Here is a 15,236-nt window from a genome sequence, read left to right as displayed (position 1 = left end):
TGCTTGCTGGTAAAACTGTATTTGGCTTCAAAGTTACACATTTTTCCCCACATATCCCCACTATGCTCCACAATATTTTAGGGACAATCTTTTTTTTATGAAAATTAACGGTTGTGGATATGTTTCGATACTCTTGAAATTTGCTCGGAATTACTTTTTTTTCTGTTCAAATACATATTTTTTGGCAAAAAAGGTAGCTATTCCAAATCGTTTCGTTATTTTTGCATTTTGTTAGGAGAAGTTTGGGCACATGAGCAGTGAAATCCAGAAAACGATAGACATTGATAAGATTCTGAAAGATAAGATGGGGGCGAAAGCTAAATTCGTTCCTTCTTTTGCCGTCAAGTGGTTGAAACGCATCATCCACGAGGATGAGGTGAATCAGTTTCTTTGGGATACCCGTGGCATATCCGGCACGGAATGGCTCATGGAGTGTGTGCGCTATCTTGATATGACGCTGAAGATTGAGGGGCTGGAAAATCTCCCTGACAAGAATGATGGCAAGCTCTACACGTTTGTTTCCAATCATCCGCTTGGCGGACAGGACGGTGTGGCACTCGGAACAATCATCGGCAAGCATTATGATGGTAGGTTCCGCTATCTGGTCAATGATCTGCTTCTGAATCTGCCGGGCTTGAAGCCAGTGTGTATCGGCATCAACAAGACGGGAAAGCAGAGCCGTGATTTTCCCCGGATGGTTGAGGCTGGCTTCCAGAGTGACAATCACATACTAATGTTCCCGGCTGGACTGAACAGCCGGAAAATCAATGGTCGGATTCATGACCTTGAGTGGAAGAAGACGTTTATCACGAAGAGCGTAGAGTATCAGCGGGATGTTGTGCCGATTTTCTTTGGTGGACGTAACTCTGAACGATTCTATCGTATTGCGCATTTCAGTGACAAGTACGTCAGAAAAGTTAACATAGCAATGCTCTTCCTTGTCGATGAGATGTACAGGAACGTTGGGAAAACATTCCGTGTAGCAATCGGTAAACCAATTCCCTGGCAGACTTTTGATAGGAGCCGTACTCCGATGGAATGGGCAAAATTTGTAGAAGATAAGGTATATGAACTATAATATTCCTGCTACGACAAGGTGGTGATGCCGAGGCAGGATTCAAGCAGCAAGATTTAGAGAAAGCAAAAGATTTAATAGAGAATATGGAAGAAGAAATCATCCAACCCATCAGTAAGGAACTGCTCAAAAGTGAGCTGACTCCCGATCGGATGCTCCGTATGACCAACAAGAGCCATAACGAGATTTATGTTGTGACTGCCAGGACTGCTCCTAATGTGATGAGAGAGATCGGGCGTCTGCGTGAAATCGCCTTTCGTTCGGCTGGTGGTGGTACGGGCAAGTCGATGGATATTGATGAATTCGACACAATGGAAAACTGTTGCCGGCAGCTGATTGTATGGAATCCTGAAGCGGAGGAGATAATCGGTGGATACCGTTATATCTTTGGAAGTGAGTGGAAAATTGGCAAGAACGGGCAGCCCATTGTGGCGACAGGCCACATGTTCCATTTTTCTGATAAGTTCATGAAGGAGTATGCGCCTTACACGGTCGAGCTGGGACGTTCGTTCGTCTCACTGGATTATCAGAATGTCCGTAAGAACTCGAAGAGTATCTTTGCGCTCGATAACCTTTGGGATGGGCTGGGTGCCTTGACGGTATTGAACTCTGACTGCAGGTATTTCTTTGGAAAGATGACGATGTATCCTTCCTATATTCGTCGTGGAAGGGATATGATCCTTTACTTCCTGAAGAAGTATTTTGATGACAAGGATGATCTTATTATCCCGATAAAACCGCTGAAAATTGATACTCCTACAGCTGAATTGGATGCACTTTTCCAGGGAAATGACTTCAAGGAGGATTATAAGATTCTGAATCACGAGATACGTGAGCTGGGCTATAACATTCCTCCTTTGGTGAATGCTTATATGAATCTTTCGCCAACGATGAAGCTCTTTGGTACGGCAATCAACTATGGTTTTGGGGATGTAGAGGAAACGGGAATCCTTATCGCCATTGATGAAATATTTGAGGAGAAGCGTATTCGCCATATTGAGAGTTTCGTTGATGAGCATCCTGAGGCGTTGAAGTTTACCAGTGGTGCCAACAATGTTATCTATAAGGAGAAGCGATAGCGGCGGCTGGTAGTCCGTCAGCAGTATTTGGGAAAGGTGGGAAAAGGCAGATAATCCATTGATTAGTGGGTTGTCTGCCTTTTCTTTGTTTGTGTGGCGGGGACTGCATACAGCCTGTTGTGAATAATTTTCATGAAGATAATTCATGAGTGAAGGCTCCTTCAGCCTTGGACTGTGTAGTTCATGGCAAGCGAAAGAGGCTGTTTCAAAATGCAGATACCCATGTCTTGTGCGCTTTCCATCGGGTTTTGTTAACGGAAGCAGGGGATGTTTTTCCGTAAATTATGGTTCATCTGTTAAATGTGTGGACACTTTTCGTACAGCTTTAACGGATGAACCAAAGATGTTCATTAAATAAAAACATAGCCAAGACGGTCTTGGCTGTCTGTTTTATTATTATCCTCCGATGCAGAAAACCTTTTCATATCAATACTTTGAAATCCCGCAGACAACAGCTTGAAAAATCATGACATAATTTCGGGTAAAACACCTACAAATAAAGGCAAAAACACGCATAAAAAGCAAGTTTGCAACCAACAGTAAATCAGTTGGTTATAAAGTCGTGCAAGAAAAGGTGCTTAATTGGACTTCAAAAGGGCGTTAGTTAGACCTCAAAAGGGCATCTATTGCAAGCCAATTGGGCGTCTTTTCAAAGCCAAGAGACCATGTGTTGGTTTTGAACTGTGTGAAAATAGTTTACAAATGTTGGTTGATATGGGAATAAGTTGTTTGTTGAAGATGGAAAGCCATGGTGTTTATTTGCCTTTTCTGCATTTAACGGGAGAACCTAAATTATTCATGGGTGCATTTTTGAATCAGCCTCTTTCTGCCGGGCTTTGTCATTATTCTGAAAGACGATGAAACCGCATTTTTTATCTGATGAAGAGCAGCTCTCGATACTTCGGAAGTGTCCATAGCTCGTCGCTGACAACCAGTTCCAGCTTGTCAATCTGATAGCGGATGGCTTCCATCTTGGGGGCGATGATGTCGTGGTAGGCAACAGCCCTCTCACGCTGGCTCTCTATCTTGTTTGCATGTTTACGGGCATTGACCAGTTCTTCAACGCCCGTCTCGATGATGTTGGTACGTTCGGCGATTTCACGTATAATCTTGATGTTGCGCTCGCTGAGCTGCTTGCCCTCTACATCACCGAAGATGTTGACCATGTTCTGCACGTTCTTTGCCAGCTGGCTCTGATAGTGGGTTGCTACGGGGATGATATGATTCATGGCGAGGTCGCCCATCACACGTGCTTCAATCTGGATTTTCTTCGTGTATGTCTCCCATTTCACCTCGTTGCGTGCTTCCAGTTCATTGCGCTTCATCACGTTCATCTGTTCAAACATCCTGATAGAATCCTCGTCAAGGTAACGGTCGAAACATACTGGGCAGCTTGATTCGCAGTCGAGTCCACGCTTGGAGGCCTCTTCCTTCCAACTGTCAGAATAGCCGTTTCCATCGAAGTGGATGGGCTTGCATGCTTTGATGTCCTCACGAACGATGTCGACGATGGCAGATGTAAGCTCTTCGCCTTTTGCGGTCAGTGCATCTACACGCTTGGCGAAGTTCTCCAGAGCTTCGGCAACAGCGGTGTTGAGCACAATCATAGACGATGCACAATTGGCTTCCGAGCCGACAGCACGGAACTCAAAGCGGTTACCAGTGAAGGCGAAGGGGGAAGTACGGTTACGGTCGGTATTGTCAATGAGCAGTTCTGGAATCTCCGGGATGTCCATCTGTAGCCCTGTTTTTCCGCTAAGGTTGAAGAGATTGTCCTTGTCAGCCTTTTCTATATGGTCGAGAAGGTCGCTGATTTGTTTCCCGAGGAAGGAAGATATGATGGCTGGAGGTGCTTCGTTTGCTCCGAGGCGATGGTCGTTGGTAGCACTCATGACCGATGCCTTCAGCAGTCCGTTGTGCTTGTAGACGGCAATCAGCGTCTCGACAATGAACACGACGAAGCGGAGGTTATCGCCTGGCGTCTTTCCGGCAGCATGGAGGAGGATGCCGTTGTCAGTGCTCAGGCTCCAGTTGTTATGTTTGCCGGAACCGTTGATTCCGTCGAAAGGCTTTTCATGGAGGAGTACACGGAAGCTATGGTTGTGTGCCACTTTCTTCATGAGTGACATCAACAGCATATTGTGGTCTACTGCAAGGTTGCATTCTTCAAAGATTGGCGCCAGCTCAAACTGCCCGGGCGCAACCTCGTTATGGCGTGTCTTGCAGGGGATACCCAATTCAAGCGCCTGTATTTCAAGGTCCTTCATAAAAGCCTGTACACGCTCTGGGATGGTGCCGAAGTAATGGTCGTCCATCTGCTGGTTCTTTGCAGAGTCATGTCCCATGAGTGTTCGCCCCGTAAGCATGAGGTCAGGACGGGCAAAGTAGAGGTCTTCATCGACGAGGAAATACTCCTGTTCCCAGCCGAGATTGGTGTGAACCTGCTTGACCTCGGGATAAAAATAGTGACAGACTTTTGTTGCTGCAACGTTGACGGCATGCAGTGATTTCAATAGTGGTGCTTTGTAATCAAGTGCTTCTCCAGTATAAGATATGAATATTGTGGGAATACAAAGTGTGTCTTCGATGATGAATACCGGACTCGTAGGGTCCCAGGCTGAGTAGCCTCGTGCTTCGAAGGTGTTTCGGATGCCTCCGTTAGGGAAAGAGCTGGCATCAGGTTCCTGCTGGACGAGCAGTTTGCCGGAGAACTCTTCTATCATTCCTCCCTTGCCATCATGCTCGATGAAAGCATCATGTTTCTCGGCAGTTCCTTCTGTCAGTGGCTGGAACCAGTGGGTGTAGTGGGTTGCCCCATGCTCTTCTGCCCATTTCTTCATGCCCTGTGCCACTGCATTGGCGATGGAACGGTCTAATCGTGTCCCGTTGTCAATGACATCCACTAATTTCTGGTAAACGTCAACTGGTAGATACTTGTACATCTTTGCACGGTTGAACACGTACTTGCCGTAGAAGTCTTCGGGACGTTCCGTAGGTGTGTTGACTTCGAGGGGACGTTTCTTGAATGCTTCCTCGACAGCTCCAAATCTTAAATTTGCCATATCTTTTACCTTAAAATGAAAGTTCCTGCTGCAAAATTACTTATTTTCAGGTTATCTCACAAAGTATTTTAGGATATATGTATCGGTTTTTTCCAATATGCTGGCTTGTTTTGACCTGTATCAGTTGCCAGTAAACGTGCTTTGGTTTTCCGATAGGGTCAAGGCTGTTTCCCTGATGATTGGTCTGGACTTGCTTTTTCTGCTTTATGTAAACTGTGGTAAAGACTGTTACATGGGAAGGAGCGGTCTGTTGTTTCGATGAGGTTCTGGGCTTTTCTTATAAGTTTTGGATGGATTCTTTGGAATAGAGTAATCTGAAAATTCATTACATGGATTGCCGTCGGTCTTACTTATAAAACAGAAGTTTGGAAAGATGGTGCGTGTGTGATTTAATAGTCAAATAATCAGTTGGTTATAATTTTGTGTGAAGAAAGGAGTGCTTGATAGGGTTTCAAATAAGCATTAGTAAGGTTTCATTTAAGCACCTGTTGGGAGCAATTAGTGCTTAGTCAGAGTCCTGTTAGTCATCAATAGAACTTAACGTAAGGAGATTTTATGACAAAAGGAATCCTCTTGTATCTCTTTCCTGTCTATCCGTGATGACGATGGACACCGTAATTTCCCATAGAATCCGTTATTGGCTCTTTTGCGTTCTGCCATTACCTTTAGTTCTTCTGTCCCATATTCTTTACAAAGTCACATTCCTCTTTGCTGAGTTGTGGAAATGTGTTGCGCCCTTTATGTTGGTTTCTGAATTAAAAAAAAGTGCACACCTGCTCACGCAGACATACACTCAGCCACTTAACTAAATAACTCAAAAAATTATTTGACTCAAAAAATTCATCAGGTAATCTTCGTCACGAGGACTGTCCTGATTACTTTAATTTGACTATTAACTTACTAATAACTATTTAAACGTAATTTGATTGCTACTCAATATAGTCTTTAATTGACCATGCAAAGATAAAAAAAATCCAGCAGAATAAAGACAATATCGACACTTTTTATCGGTTAATAACGTAAAAAAGTGTTGTAGTCTGTACATTTAACAGTCTACGAAGTCGTTTTTGTCCTTTTCACCGCTTTTATTCATCTTTTTGCGGTTTGTATTTGTGTCGTTCAATGCTTCATCAGGACATGGTTGTTTTCATTACTAAGAGAATGTCATTGTAGGTTATGTCAGACGGGCATAATTCTTTGATGGTTTTCATGCCGCTATCTTTGCCCACAGCCTTTGCGATACGTTTGATAGTGTTTATTTTTTTCTTATCAATCACATGTTCAATCTGTATCTCTCCTTTCTGGATGTAAGGAATAAGGTGTCCTTGGATTGTACCTGGTGTAAGTCCGCGTTCTTTGGCAATTTCTTCGACATTCTTTCCAGCCTTGAAGAGGTTGTAAGTCAACTCAATTGTACTGGGCTTAACGGTCTTGACCGCATTGGTTGTTTCTTTCTTCTTCCTTCGTTTATTGCCCGTTCCATCGTTTAGACTGTTGAGAATAGCCTCTTGCTTTGCTGTAAGATAGGTTGTTATGGAAAACCCGTCCTCCATGATGGCTTCCAACAGCTCTCGTTTGGCATGATAAGTCTGCTGAAGATCAGTATAGGTATTCTCAAAACGTATGGCAGCAGTCTTGTTGTTCGTTTGTATATCTCTTGTTATTTCAAGCATGTGACTGAACAATTCGGTCAGCTGACTGTGGAAATAAAGCGTACTTTTCTTGACTCTTTCCTTGAATTCATCCTCGTGAAGCTGCACGGTTGTCATTCTTCTGATGACATTTTCCCATTTCATCGATACGCTTATGACACGTGTGTCTAAGTCGGACAGGGTCATCTTGTGCAGTGCATTGATCTTTGGAAACTTGAAGAAGAACTCGGTCAGCACCCTGAAGAGGGCTGCTTCATAGATTTTGATGTCGTTGAAGTTGAACAGTTCTATGAGTAGCTGTCGGTAATACTCTTCCTTCAGGGCTGGCAGGGCAGAGATACTTTGCTCAGCCTGTTCCGTCTGATGGGATATATAGTCGCTTACTCTGCTGTCATTAATGATGGCAGCATTGCCTATTGGGGAGGCAAGAACCAGTCCCTCCAAGGTCTTGCAACGGCTTAAAGCCACATATACCTGCCCCGATGCAAAGGAAGCCTGTGCGTCAATGATGGCATGTTCAAAGGTGAGTCCCTGGCTTTTATGGATGGTGATAGCCCATGCCAGACGCAGCGGATACTGCTTGAAAGTACCCTGCACCTCGGCTTCTATCTGTTTCGTCTTTTCATTCAGTGTATATTTGGTGTTCTCCCAGGTCTCAACCTCAACCTCTATAGCATCTTCGTCGCCAGGGCAAAGGACGAGAATCTTCTCATTGTCAACGTAAGTTACATGCCCGATACGCCCGTTATAGTACCGTCCGTTGTTGTCATTACGGATGAACATCACCTGTGCACCGACCTTCAACGTCAGGTTGAAGTCAGCCGGGTAACTGTATTCTGGGAAGTTACCGTCAGTCTCAGCCCTGAACGAACATGCTCTTGAAGGCAGATTGCGCAGCTGGTCTTCATTGTAACTTTCTGCCATTCGGTTGTGTGTTGTCAGTCGGATGTAGTCGCTGCCAGCCTCTGGCAGGAAGGTGGGGGAGTACCGTTCGTTGAGTCGTTGCAGGTCGGCAGCAGTAGCTTTTCCCTCCCTTATATTATTAAGTAAGGTGATGAAGGTGCTGTCCTGCTGTCGATAGACGTGCGTCAGTTCGATGGTTACGTAGCTGATGCTTCTCAAAGCCTTTGAGCCAAAGAAGTAAGGCGTGTCGTAATAACGCTGCAGCACTTTCTCTTCTTCGGGAGTTACGACAGGTGTAAGCTGTTGCAAGTCGCCTATCATCAGCAATTGTACACCGCCGAAGGGCTTATCGTGTTCGCGGAAACGGCGCAGGACAGAGTCAATGGCATCCAGTAAATCCGCCCGTACCATACTGATTTCGTCAATGATGAGCAGGTCGAGTGTACGCATAATCTTGCGTTTTTCCTTGCTGTAGTCAAATCGGTTCTTGATGCTGGCATCGGGGACAAAGGGCGAGAGGGGCAGCTGGAAGAAGGAATGGATGGTCATACCGCCCGCATTGATGGCAGCTACACCGGTCGGCGCAACGATGACGCTGCGTTTGCTGCTGTGTTCCTTGAGTGTGCGAAGGAAGGTTGTCTTGCCCGTGCCAGCCTTTCCTGTGAGGAAAATGCTTATCCCTGTGTGTTCAACAAAGTCCCATGCGTTGCGTAACTCCTGATTCTTCTCCATTCTTCTGTCCGTTTGTTAATAGCGAGGAACAAAGTTAGTTCAAATATTTGAGAAAAGCAAGTATTGTGTGCTTGATAAAAATCAAGTGGGTTGACACAGGGTAATAAAATGGCAATAAACTTGTGTTGATACTGAAAACTCTTGTCCGATATGTTATTTCTTCCTACCTTTGCACTCGTAAAGATTAAGGATAACATATTATGAATCGGAGACAGATGGTCTCCACTAAAGGTAAAAAGATTATGATCGTAGCAGTATTATCAGCTGTTGTAGTAGCAGCATTGGTAGCGAAGGCAGTAAACTTGAATAAGCACATCACTGCCTAAATTCAAAACGCAATTTAGAAATTTGAGAGTAAAAAAACAATGTCCCGGCTTCACATAGAGTGAGGTCGGGATTTTTCTTTCTATTAGGTTTCAAGCATTGGCTCTGTTGTCTTAGAGCGGGAAGGCTGTGGGATGTTTGGGGAAAGACAGGTTATAGCTGTTGTGGGAGGTATAGATTTCTGTCAGCGGATATCTCTCTTGTTTCTGTCTGTTCCTGTTGTTGTGTAAGATAGAATGGGGAGGATAGGGTGATTAGAATTGTATTCAAACCATTTCTTTGCCAGTTCCATTAATGTGATAATGTCGCATTTGTCGGTGTGAATTATCTTTACATAATATATTGGCAGCCTTGTTTAAAATCGGGGGAAATATGATGTTATCGGCGTATTTGCAACTGGCTGTTAATCATCTTGTTATAAAACCGTGCAAGAAAAGGTGCTTAATTAGACTTCAATTAAGCCTTAGTTAGGCTTCAATTAACGCCCTTTTACAAGGCAATCAAGGCTTGATTTGAATGGAAAAGAGCGTGGGTTCGAAATAAGGGGATGAAAAAGTCTGACAAAAAGCCTCACCCCAATCTCTCTCCGAGTGGAGAGGGGGCGTGAATAGCGTGATACCCCAATAGGTTTATATGTCGTTTCTATCTCTTTAATGCTTTGCATTTTACCCTTTTATCCTTTTGCTTTTTTACCTTTCATCCCCTCTTGTTATTTTTAGTTCTAACTTGTTTTGTCTTTTTATGATTTTGCCTTTTTATCTTTCTTTGGGTCTACGCCATATCCAAAGAGGGCAAAGTCAGCTTTCAGTGGGTCATCGGGAAAGAAAAGGAGGAGCCTGTCAGTCAGCTTGCGGGCTATGGACATCGATGGCGTCTTGCTTGTGATGAGTCCTAATTGCAGGGATTGTTGTATGACATGCGTGTCAAGCGGAATGATGAGGGAACGCCGGTCGATGAGACCAGACCATATGCCAAGGTCTACAGGAGAGTCAGTGCGAACCATCCAGCGCAGGAACATACACACACGTTTGCAACAGGATTTTGTGTCCTTGGGAATGATCCCCGTTACTTCCTGTTTCTGGAAAAAGCTACAGATGGCTTCAATGGCAGTGATTGTATCGGTCTGTTGGCTTGTGTCAGTCAGTCCGGCATAACTGCGGATGTAGCCTTCTATGTCGCCAAACTCCTTGAACATCGTCTGCAGTGCACAGAAGAGGTCGTGCATCATACCGTTTGTGTACAGGCGGTAGAAGCACTGGTCGTCATCAGGAACGTCAAGTTGAAACCTTCCACTCTTTATCCATTCGTATGGCTCACTTCGTGAACAGTCAAGCAGATATTGTATGCGAGGCATGAATACCTGCCGTGAACCATAACTCAGACAGGAAGCAATGAAAGCCATTGTTTCCTGATTTCTTTTTCCTGTTACCTGGTGCATGAACCAGGAAGGGTCACCGTTGAGGAATGACGGAGTTTCATATTGCGCTGCAAGGGTAAGGAGTTTTTCCTTCAAAGATGTTGTTGCAACTTCCTTTTGGGAAAGCCTCACCCCCTTCCCCTCTCCGTGTGGAGAGGGGGGTGATGTGTGGGTATCCCCAGTGTTTATGGGTCTTTTACTGGTTGGAGTCATTCTCTTTGTTTTCTTACTGCCTGCGCCTTGAGGTCTGGACATAGCCGTTCCGTTTTTCAGTTATCACATCTCTTTCTGCAAAGAGTGCTTTTCCGTTCTTTTGTTATTACGCTTCTCCTGTTGTATGAGTGTGTTTCTGCCTTTCTGTTACTATGTCTTTACACGGCAATATTCCGTCTTCATCGGTGCATTGCCCTGTCCTCACGGGAACAGCTTACTTGTCTTCAGCAAGAATCTGTGCAGCATGATCCTTTGTCTTAATCTGCTTTGGACCAAGGATACGCTCAATAATGCCGTCTTCATTGATGATGAAAGTAGTGCGGAAAGTACCCATATAGGTGCGTCCATACATCTTCTTCTCACCGTACACACCGAATGTCTCAACCAGTTTCAGGTCAGTATCGGCAATGAGAGGGAAAGGCAATTCGTTCTTCTCAATGAACTTCTTGTGCGATTTCTCGTCCTGTATGCTGGCTCCGATGACCGTGTAACCCTTGGCTTTCAAGTCCTCGTAGTTGTCACGCAGGTTGCATGCCTGTGCCGTGCAGCCCGATGTTGAATCCTTTGGATAGAAATAAAGAACAATCTTCTGCCCTTTGTAATCGCTCAACTTGATTTCTTTTCCGTCCTGGTCAGTACCCAGAATCTCCGGTGCTTTATCTCCTACGTTCATAATTCTTTCTTTTTAAGTGATTATTATTCCGAACGCAAAGATAGTGAAAAGAAATGGAATGATTACAATACGAGGTAATAAATCATGGTATAAAACAGCTTTTCATTCTCAAGTGAGCAGGAAACGTAACTTTTTACAGTCGTAATTCTACTTCATTCAGCAGCTATTCAGCAGCATGGTATGGTATGATGATGAAACAAGGCGTGGGACCTCATCTCGCGATGAAGTCCCACTGGTAACTAAAAATATCCCATAAAAAATAGGATCTTGGTAGTTCTTTCTTGTTTTATGTTGGTTTTGAAAGAGTTTAATTCCTTGTTCATGAAGACTTTTCTTGTTAGTTCCATTGTTTCCTTGCTGTTATCTTTGGCATTGAAACAAGTGAGGCGGATGACGCCTTTAAATGTTTGAGTAAAGGATGTTATGATGTGTATGTGCTCAAAGAACTTTTATGAAGGGGTGTTGTCAGCTCTCTTTCTGCGGCAATGTCTTTTGTTGTTAAGCAGGATTGTTTCCGAACCGTCAGCTTTGATGATACGCTCCCTATGGACTGTTGGTACAAATCTTTTTACCCTATAGACGGGTGATTAATATTGTTGTTGGATGCAAATATACAATTATTTATTGAATTAATAGATAAAAAATGCTGTTTCTTATCAAAAAAATGCGTTTTGATATGATTGTTATAAACTTTGTTGTTCTTGTGGTTATATTACAAGTTCCTGTCGTATTTTTGCTTGAGAGCATCAGGGTTGGCTTGAAATATTGTTTTTGTTTTATGCTTTGCTGTAAAGATTATATACTTTTCAGAAGATAAAACTTATTGCTTTCAGTTGTGTGATTAGTATAAGTTCGTTTTTCAGGAGTCATGTTTTTGCATTCTCTATTTCTTCTTTTGGGTTCTCATATTACGTCAGTACCGAATTATCTTCACGTAAATAAATAATTCTTTTCATGAAAATAATTCGCAGCAGCAGTGTTTCTGTGTGAAAAGTTTTACGTTAACAAACAGGATATTCATCTTTTTTTGATGGGATATAGTACATCCGAACGTACCGATTAGTTGTGAAAAAAAAGAGCGTGTGCCCATTAGCTGGACACACGCTCTTTTCTTGAATGATATTTGTTTGTAAACTTGTCTCTTACCAGATGTGCGCACGCTTCTCCTGTGGTACGAAGAGCTTGTCACCTTCCTTGACGTTGAATGCCTTGTACCAGTTGTCAATCATCGGCAGGGCAGCATTTACACGGCTGATGCTTGGTGAGTGAACGTCAGAGTTGACAATGTAGGCAACGAACTGAGGAGCCACGTTGCTTGCCCATACGCGTCCCCATGCGAGGAAGAAACGCTGGGCTGGGGTGAAGCCATCTATGTCGGACAATGGATTTGTCTTCATGCTGTTCTCAAGTGCACGGAAAGCAATGTTCAGACCGCCGTTGTCTCCGATGTTCTCGCCGAGTGTCTTTTCACCATTCACATTCAATCCTGGGATTACTTCCTGCTGGTTGAACCACTCAACGAGCACCTTTGTGCGGGCGTCATAGTTCTTCTTATCCTCTTCAGTCCACCAGTTCTTCATGTTGCCTTCCTTGTCAAACTGGCATCCTTGGTCGTCAAAACCGTGGCTCATCTCGTGTCCGATAACGGCACCGATACCGCCATAATTGGCTGCATCGTCAACCTCTGGGTCGAAGAAAGGAGGCTGCAGGATGGCTGCAGGGAAGTTGATGCTGTTGGTTGTAGGGTCGTAGTAGGCATTGACAGTCTGTGGTGTCATGTGCCATTCCTTCTTGTCAACGGGCTTGCCCCAGCGTTTGGCAATGCGATATTTCATAGCTGCTTCCTGCACTCCCTTTACATTGTCGAACAAGGACTTGGCATCATCAATTACGAATACGCTGTCCATGTTCTGCCATTTGTCAGGATAGCCTATCTTGATGTCGAATGCCTGCAGTTTCTCCAGTGCCTTCTGCTTGGTAACAGCAGTCATCCATGTGTTCTCTTCAATGCGCTGTGCAAAGGCATCCTGCAGGTTCTTTACCAATGTAATCATGTGCTGCTTGCTGCTTTCCGGGAAGTATTTCTGAACGTAGAGCTTACCTACAGCCTCGCCCATGATGCCCTGTACGAAGGATAAAGCGCGCTTCCAGCGTGGCTGCTGCTTCTGAACGCCGTAAGCCACCTTGGTGTATTCAAAGCTGCGGTTAGAGAAATCATCAGACAACATGCCAGCTGCACTGGACACAACTGCCAGCTCCATGTAGGATTTCAGTGATTCCAACGGTGCTGTAGCAAGTATTTTCTCCACCTCGTGGACTGGTTCAGGCTGCCCAACGTCAACCTTTCCGCCGTTGTTTGGGAATCCTGCCGATTTCAAAAGATAGTTCCAGTCAATGCCGGGATAGTCTTTCAAGAGCTGTTCCCACGTCATCGGGTGATAATTTGCCTGTGGGTCACGTGACTTGACCTGGTCATAGCTTACCTTGGCAATCTGGTTTTCCAGTGCAAAGGCAGCCTCCATCTTCTTCTTGGCAACTGCCGGAGCATTGCCGACCATCTTCAGGAAGTCGTTGTTAAGGCTCTTGTAAGCCTCTACGACAGCCTTCTGCTGCTCGTTAGGCTGGGTGTAGTATTCTGGGTCAAGCCCGATTCCACCCTGCGAAATGCCGATGATATAACGACTGGAGTTCATGGCATCAACCGTCATTCCAAAGCCGACAGGGAAGGTTCCGTAACCTTTCACATCGAGGTCGTACATCAGTTTGATGAGTTCCTTGCGGTTCTTCACGGCACGCACCTTTGCCAGAACAGGTTTGATGGGCGCATATCCCTCACGGTTGCGGCGTGTGCTGTCCATGTAGAGGTTGTAGATTGAGGCAATCTTCTGCGCAACAGTGCCTTTTGTCTGTGGCTTTCTGGCATAGTCTTCCACCATCTCACGGATGCGTTTCTTGTTCAGTTCCTCCAAATCAACGAAGGCTCCGTTCATCGGATGCTCCTTGTCAAGCGGATGGGTCTTCAGCCAGTTGCCTGCAGCATACTCATAGAAATTCTCACCGGGCTTCACGTTAAGATCCATGTTGTTGCGGTCTACGCCCGATTTCAACCCCTGTGCCATAGCGGATGTGGCTATGAAAGAGGCTGCAAAAAGTAGCATTTTTACTTTCATTTGCTTATTGTTTTATGTGTTGAATGTTTATTTTTCAGCTCTTTAAATTTACTTTCTCTCACCTTGAAGGGTGATGTTAGCTAAGGTTCCGAATCATGAATTATCTTTTTACAAAGGTAAGTAAAAAAGACAAATGTTATTCTATTAGTCGTTTATTTTGATGAAAAACTACGCTACTGCCGTTGTTTTTTAATTCTTTTAACAGCTAAGTCGGCCTTCTTCTATGTCTTGCACGCTGTAAGAAGAAAGTCTGGGAAGTATCAGTTGTTGTGTGTGAAAGCACGGGTCGTGCTGTGGGGAGTACTGTTTTTGACGTTAATTGCACTGCCGTGTAATGCTTTTTTACAGAGTAGTAAGAACTACTTGCGAATAATGTTGTGCCCTTCTATTATATATAATGTGTAGTTTTGTCTTTGATATAGCACAACCAGCAGAGGAGTTCTACATGTTGTAAACACTTTGTTGGTACTTTGCAAATTATTGTTGTCCGATAAAACTGAAATAGCATACACTCCGATACGGAGCATCTTTTAAATTAATGATATTGTGTTGTCTTTGGAAAGTAAGTATCCTGGTCAAATAAGGTTTGTTTACTTTTGGTAATACAACTCTTTCCTGACAACAAGTTGCTTACATCCCGACAATATATTGTGTCGCATTTAGTGCCCAGCACCATTGGTGTTTACCATCAACACCATATGTGCGAGGCTATAACACATCGGCTGAAGATGGCAATAGAGGTTCATGATGGTCATTATACTGTATATAGTAAGACGCTGATGACCGACTTATATATGGGAAGTGTTAGTCAGACGGCACCGTTACAAATAAAAGTCTTAGGCGTTGGTAATTTCTTTTCCGGACGGTGTTAGCCGATGAGTCATATAGAAGATGATTCGTACAATATCAATACAAGCACCCTCATCAGTCCTGGAT

The 15,236-nt window shown here is 44.2% G+C and carries 9 protein-coding genes; 4 read left to right on the top strand and 5 right to left on the bottom strand.

What is annotated here, in order from left to right:
• The first annotated feature begins 250 nt into the window (after positions 1-250).
• Positions 251-1,078, top strand: coding sequence for a glycerol acyltransferase (locus tag ADJ77_RS05285; protein ID WP_025077875.1), 828 nt, complete (start codon positions 251-253; stop codon positions 1,076-1,078).
• Positions 1,079-1,161: 83 nt separating this feature from the next.
• Positions 1,162-2,154, top strand: coding sequence for a GNAT family N-acetyltransferase (locus ADJ77_RS05280; protein ID WP_025077876.1), 993 nt, complete (start codon positions 1,162-1,164; stop codon positions 2,152-2,154).
• 872 nt (positions 2,155-3,026) lie between these two features.
• Here ADJ77_RS05280 and ADJ77_RS05275 read toward each other — a convergent pair.
• Together ADJ77_RS05275 and ADJ77_RS05270 are read right to left on the bottom strand one after the other, a co-directional pair.
• Positions 3,027-5,216 (bottom strand): glutamine synthetase III family protein, encoded by a 2,190-nt coding sequence (locus ADJ77_RS05275; protein ID WP_050696104.1) that lies wholly within the window; start codon positions 5,214-5,216, stop codon positions 3,027-3,029.
• Positions 5,217-6,346: 1,130 nt separating this feature from the next.
• Positions 6,347-8,503 carry a helix-turn-helix domain-containing protein gene (locus ADJ77_RS05270; RefSeq protein WP_050696103.1) on the bottom strand — a complete coding sequence of 719 codons (2,157 nt, stop codon included), beginning with the start codon at positions 8,501-8,503 and terminating at the stop codon, positions 6,347-6,349.
• Positions 8,504-8,703: 200 nt separating this feature from the next.
• On the opposite strand from ADJ77_RS05270, the gene ADJ77_RS14355 reads away from it, so the two are divergent.
• A complete protein-coding gene (locus ADJ77_RS14355; RefSeq protein WP_262499337.1) occupies positions 8,704-8,829 on the top strand; it encodes a hypothetical protein in 126 nt (41 codons plus the stop codon).
• A 737-nt stretch (positions 8,830-9,566) separates the two neighbouring features.
• Here the strand turns inward: ADJ77_RS14355 and ADJ77_RS05265 are convergent.
• The 3 genes from ADJ77_RS05265 to ADJ77_RS05255 form a co-directional block, all read right to left on the bottom strand.
• Positions 9,567-10,340, bottom strand: coding sequence for a TIGR02757 family protein (locus ADJ77_RS05265; RefSeq protein WP_025077877.1), 774 nt, complete (start codon positions 10,338-10,340; stop codon positions 9,567-9,569).
• 331 nt (positions 10,341-10,671) lie between these two features.
• Positions 10,672-11,130: a thioredoxin-dependent thiol peroxidase gene (gene bcp / locus ADJ77_RS05260; RefSeq protein ID WP_025077878.1), complete on the bottom strand. Its 459-nt coding sequence runs from the start codon at positions 11,128-11,130 to the stop codon at positions 10,672-10,674.
• A 1,142-nt stretch (positions 11,131-12,272) separates the two neighbouring features.
• Entirely contained in the window at positions 12,273-14,300 is a 2,028-nt protein-coding gene (locus ADJ77_RS05255) for a M13 family metallopeptidase (protein ID WP_025077879.1), read from the bottom strand.
• Between the two features lie 698 nt (positions 14,301-14,998).
• On the opposite strand from ADJ77_RS05255, the gene ADJ77_RS13740 reads away from it, so the two are divergent.
• Positions 14,999-15,172: a hypothetical protein gene (locus ADJ77_RS13740; RefSeq protein WP_154663385.1), complete on the top strand. Its 174-nt coding sequence runs from the start codon at positions 14,999-15,001 to the stop codon at positions 15,170-15,172.
• The last annotated feature ends 64 nt before the right edge of the window (positions 15,173-15,236 follow it).

It is taken from the genome of Prevotella fusca JCM 17724 (genome assembly GCF_001262015.1).
GTDB lineage: Bacteria > Bacteroidota > Bacteroidia > Bacteroidales > Bacteroidaceae > Prevotella > Prevotella fusca.
This window is presented reverse-complemented; position numbering and strand designations above follow the sequence as displayed.

What these genes read in the sequence shown, in the direction of transcription:
- ADJ77_RS05275 (WP_050696104.1), bottom strand. Translation starts at nt 5,216, where the DNA reads ATGGCAAATTTAAGATTTGGAGCTGTCGAGGAAGCATTCAAGAAACGT.
- bcp (WP_025077878.1), bottom strand. Translation starts at nt 11,130, where the DNA reads ATGAACGTAGGAGATAAAGCACCGGAGATTCTGGGTACTGACCAGGAC.
- ADJ77_RS14355 (WP_262499337.1), top strand. Translation starts at nt 8,704, where the DNA reads ATGAATCGGAGACAGATGGTCTCCACTAAAGGTAAAAAGATTATGATC.
- ADJ77_RS05280 (WP_025077876.1), top strand. Translation starts at nt 1,162, where the DNA reads ATGGAAGAAGAAATCATCCAACCCATCAGTAAGGAACTGCTCAAAAGT.
- ADJ77_RS13740 (WP_154663385.1), top strand. Translation starts at nt 14,999, where the DNA reads ATGTGCGAGGCTATAACACATCGGCTGAAGATGGCAATAGAGGTTCAT.
- ADJ77_RS05255 (WP_025077879.1), bottom strand. Translation starts at nt 14,300, where the DNA reads ATGAAAGTAAAAATGCTACTTTTTGCAGCCTCTTTCATAGCCACATCC.
- ADJ77_RS05270 (WP_050696103.1), bottom strand. Translation starts at nt 8,503, where the DNA reads ATGGAGAAGAATCAGGAGTTACGCAACGCATGGGACTTTGTTGAACAC.
- ADJ77_RS05285 (WP_025077875.1), top strand. Translation starts at nt 251, where the DNA reads ATGAGCAGTGAAATCCAGAAAACGATAGACATTGATAAGATTCTGAAA.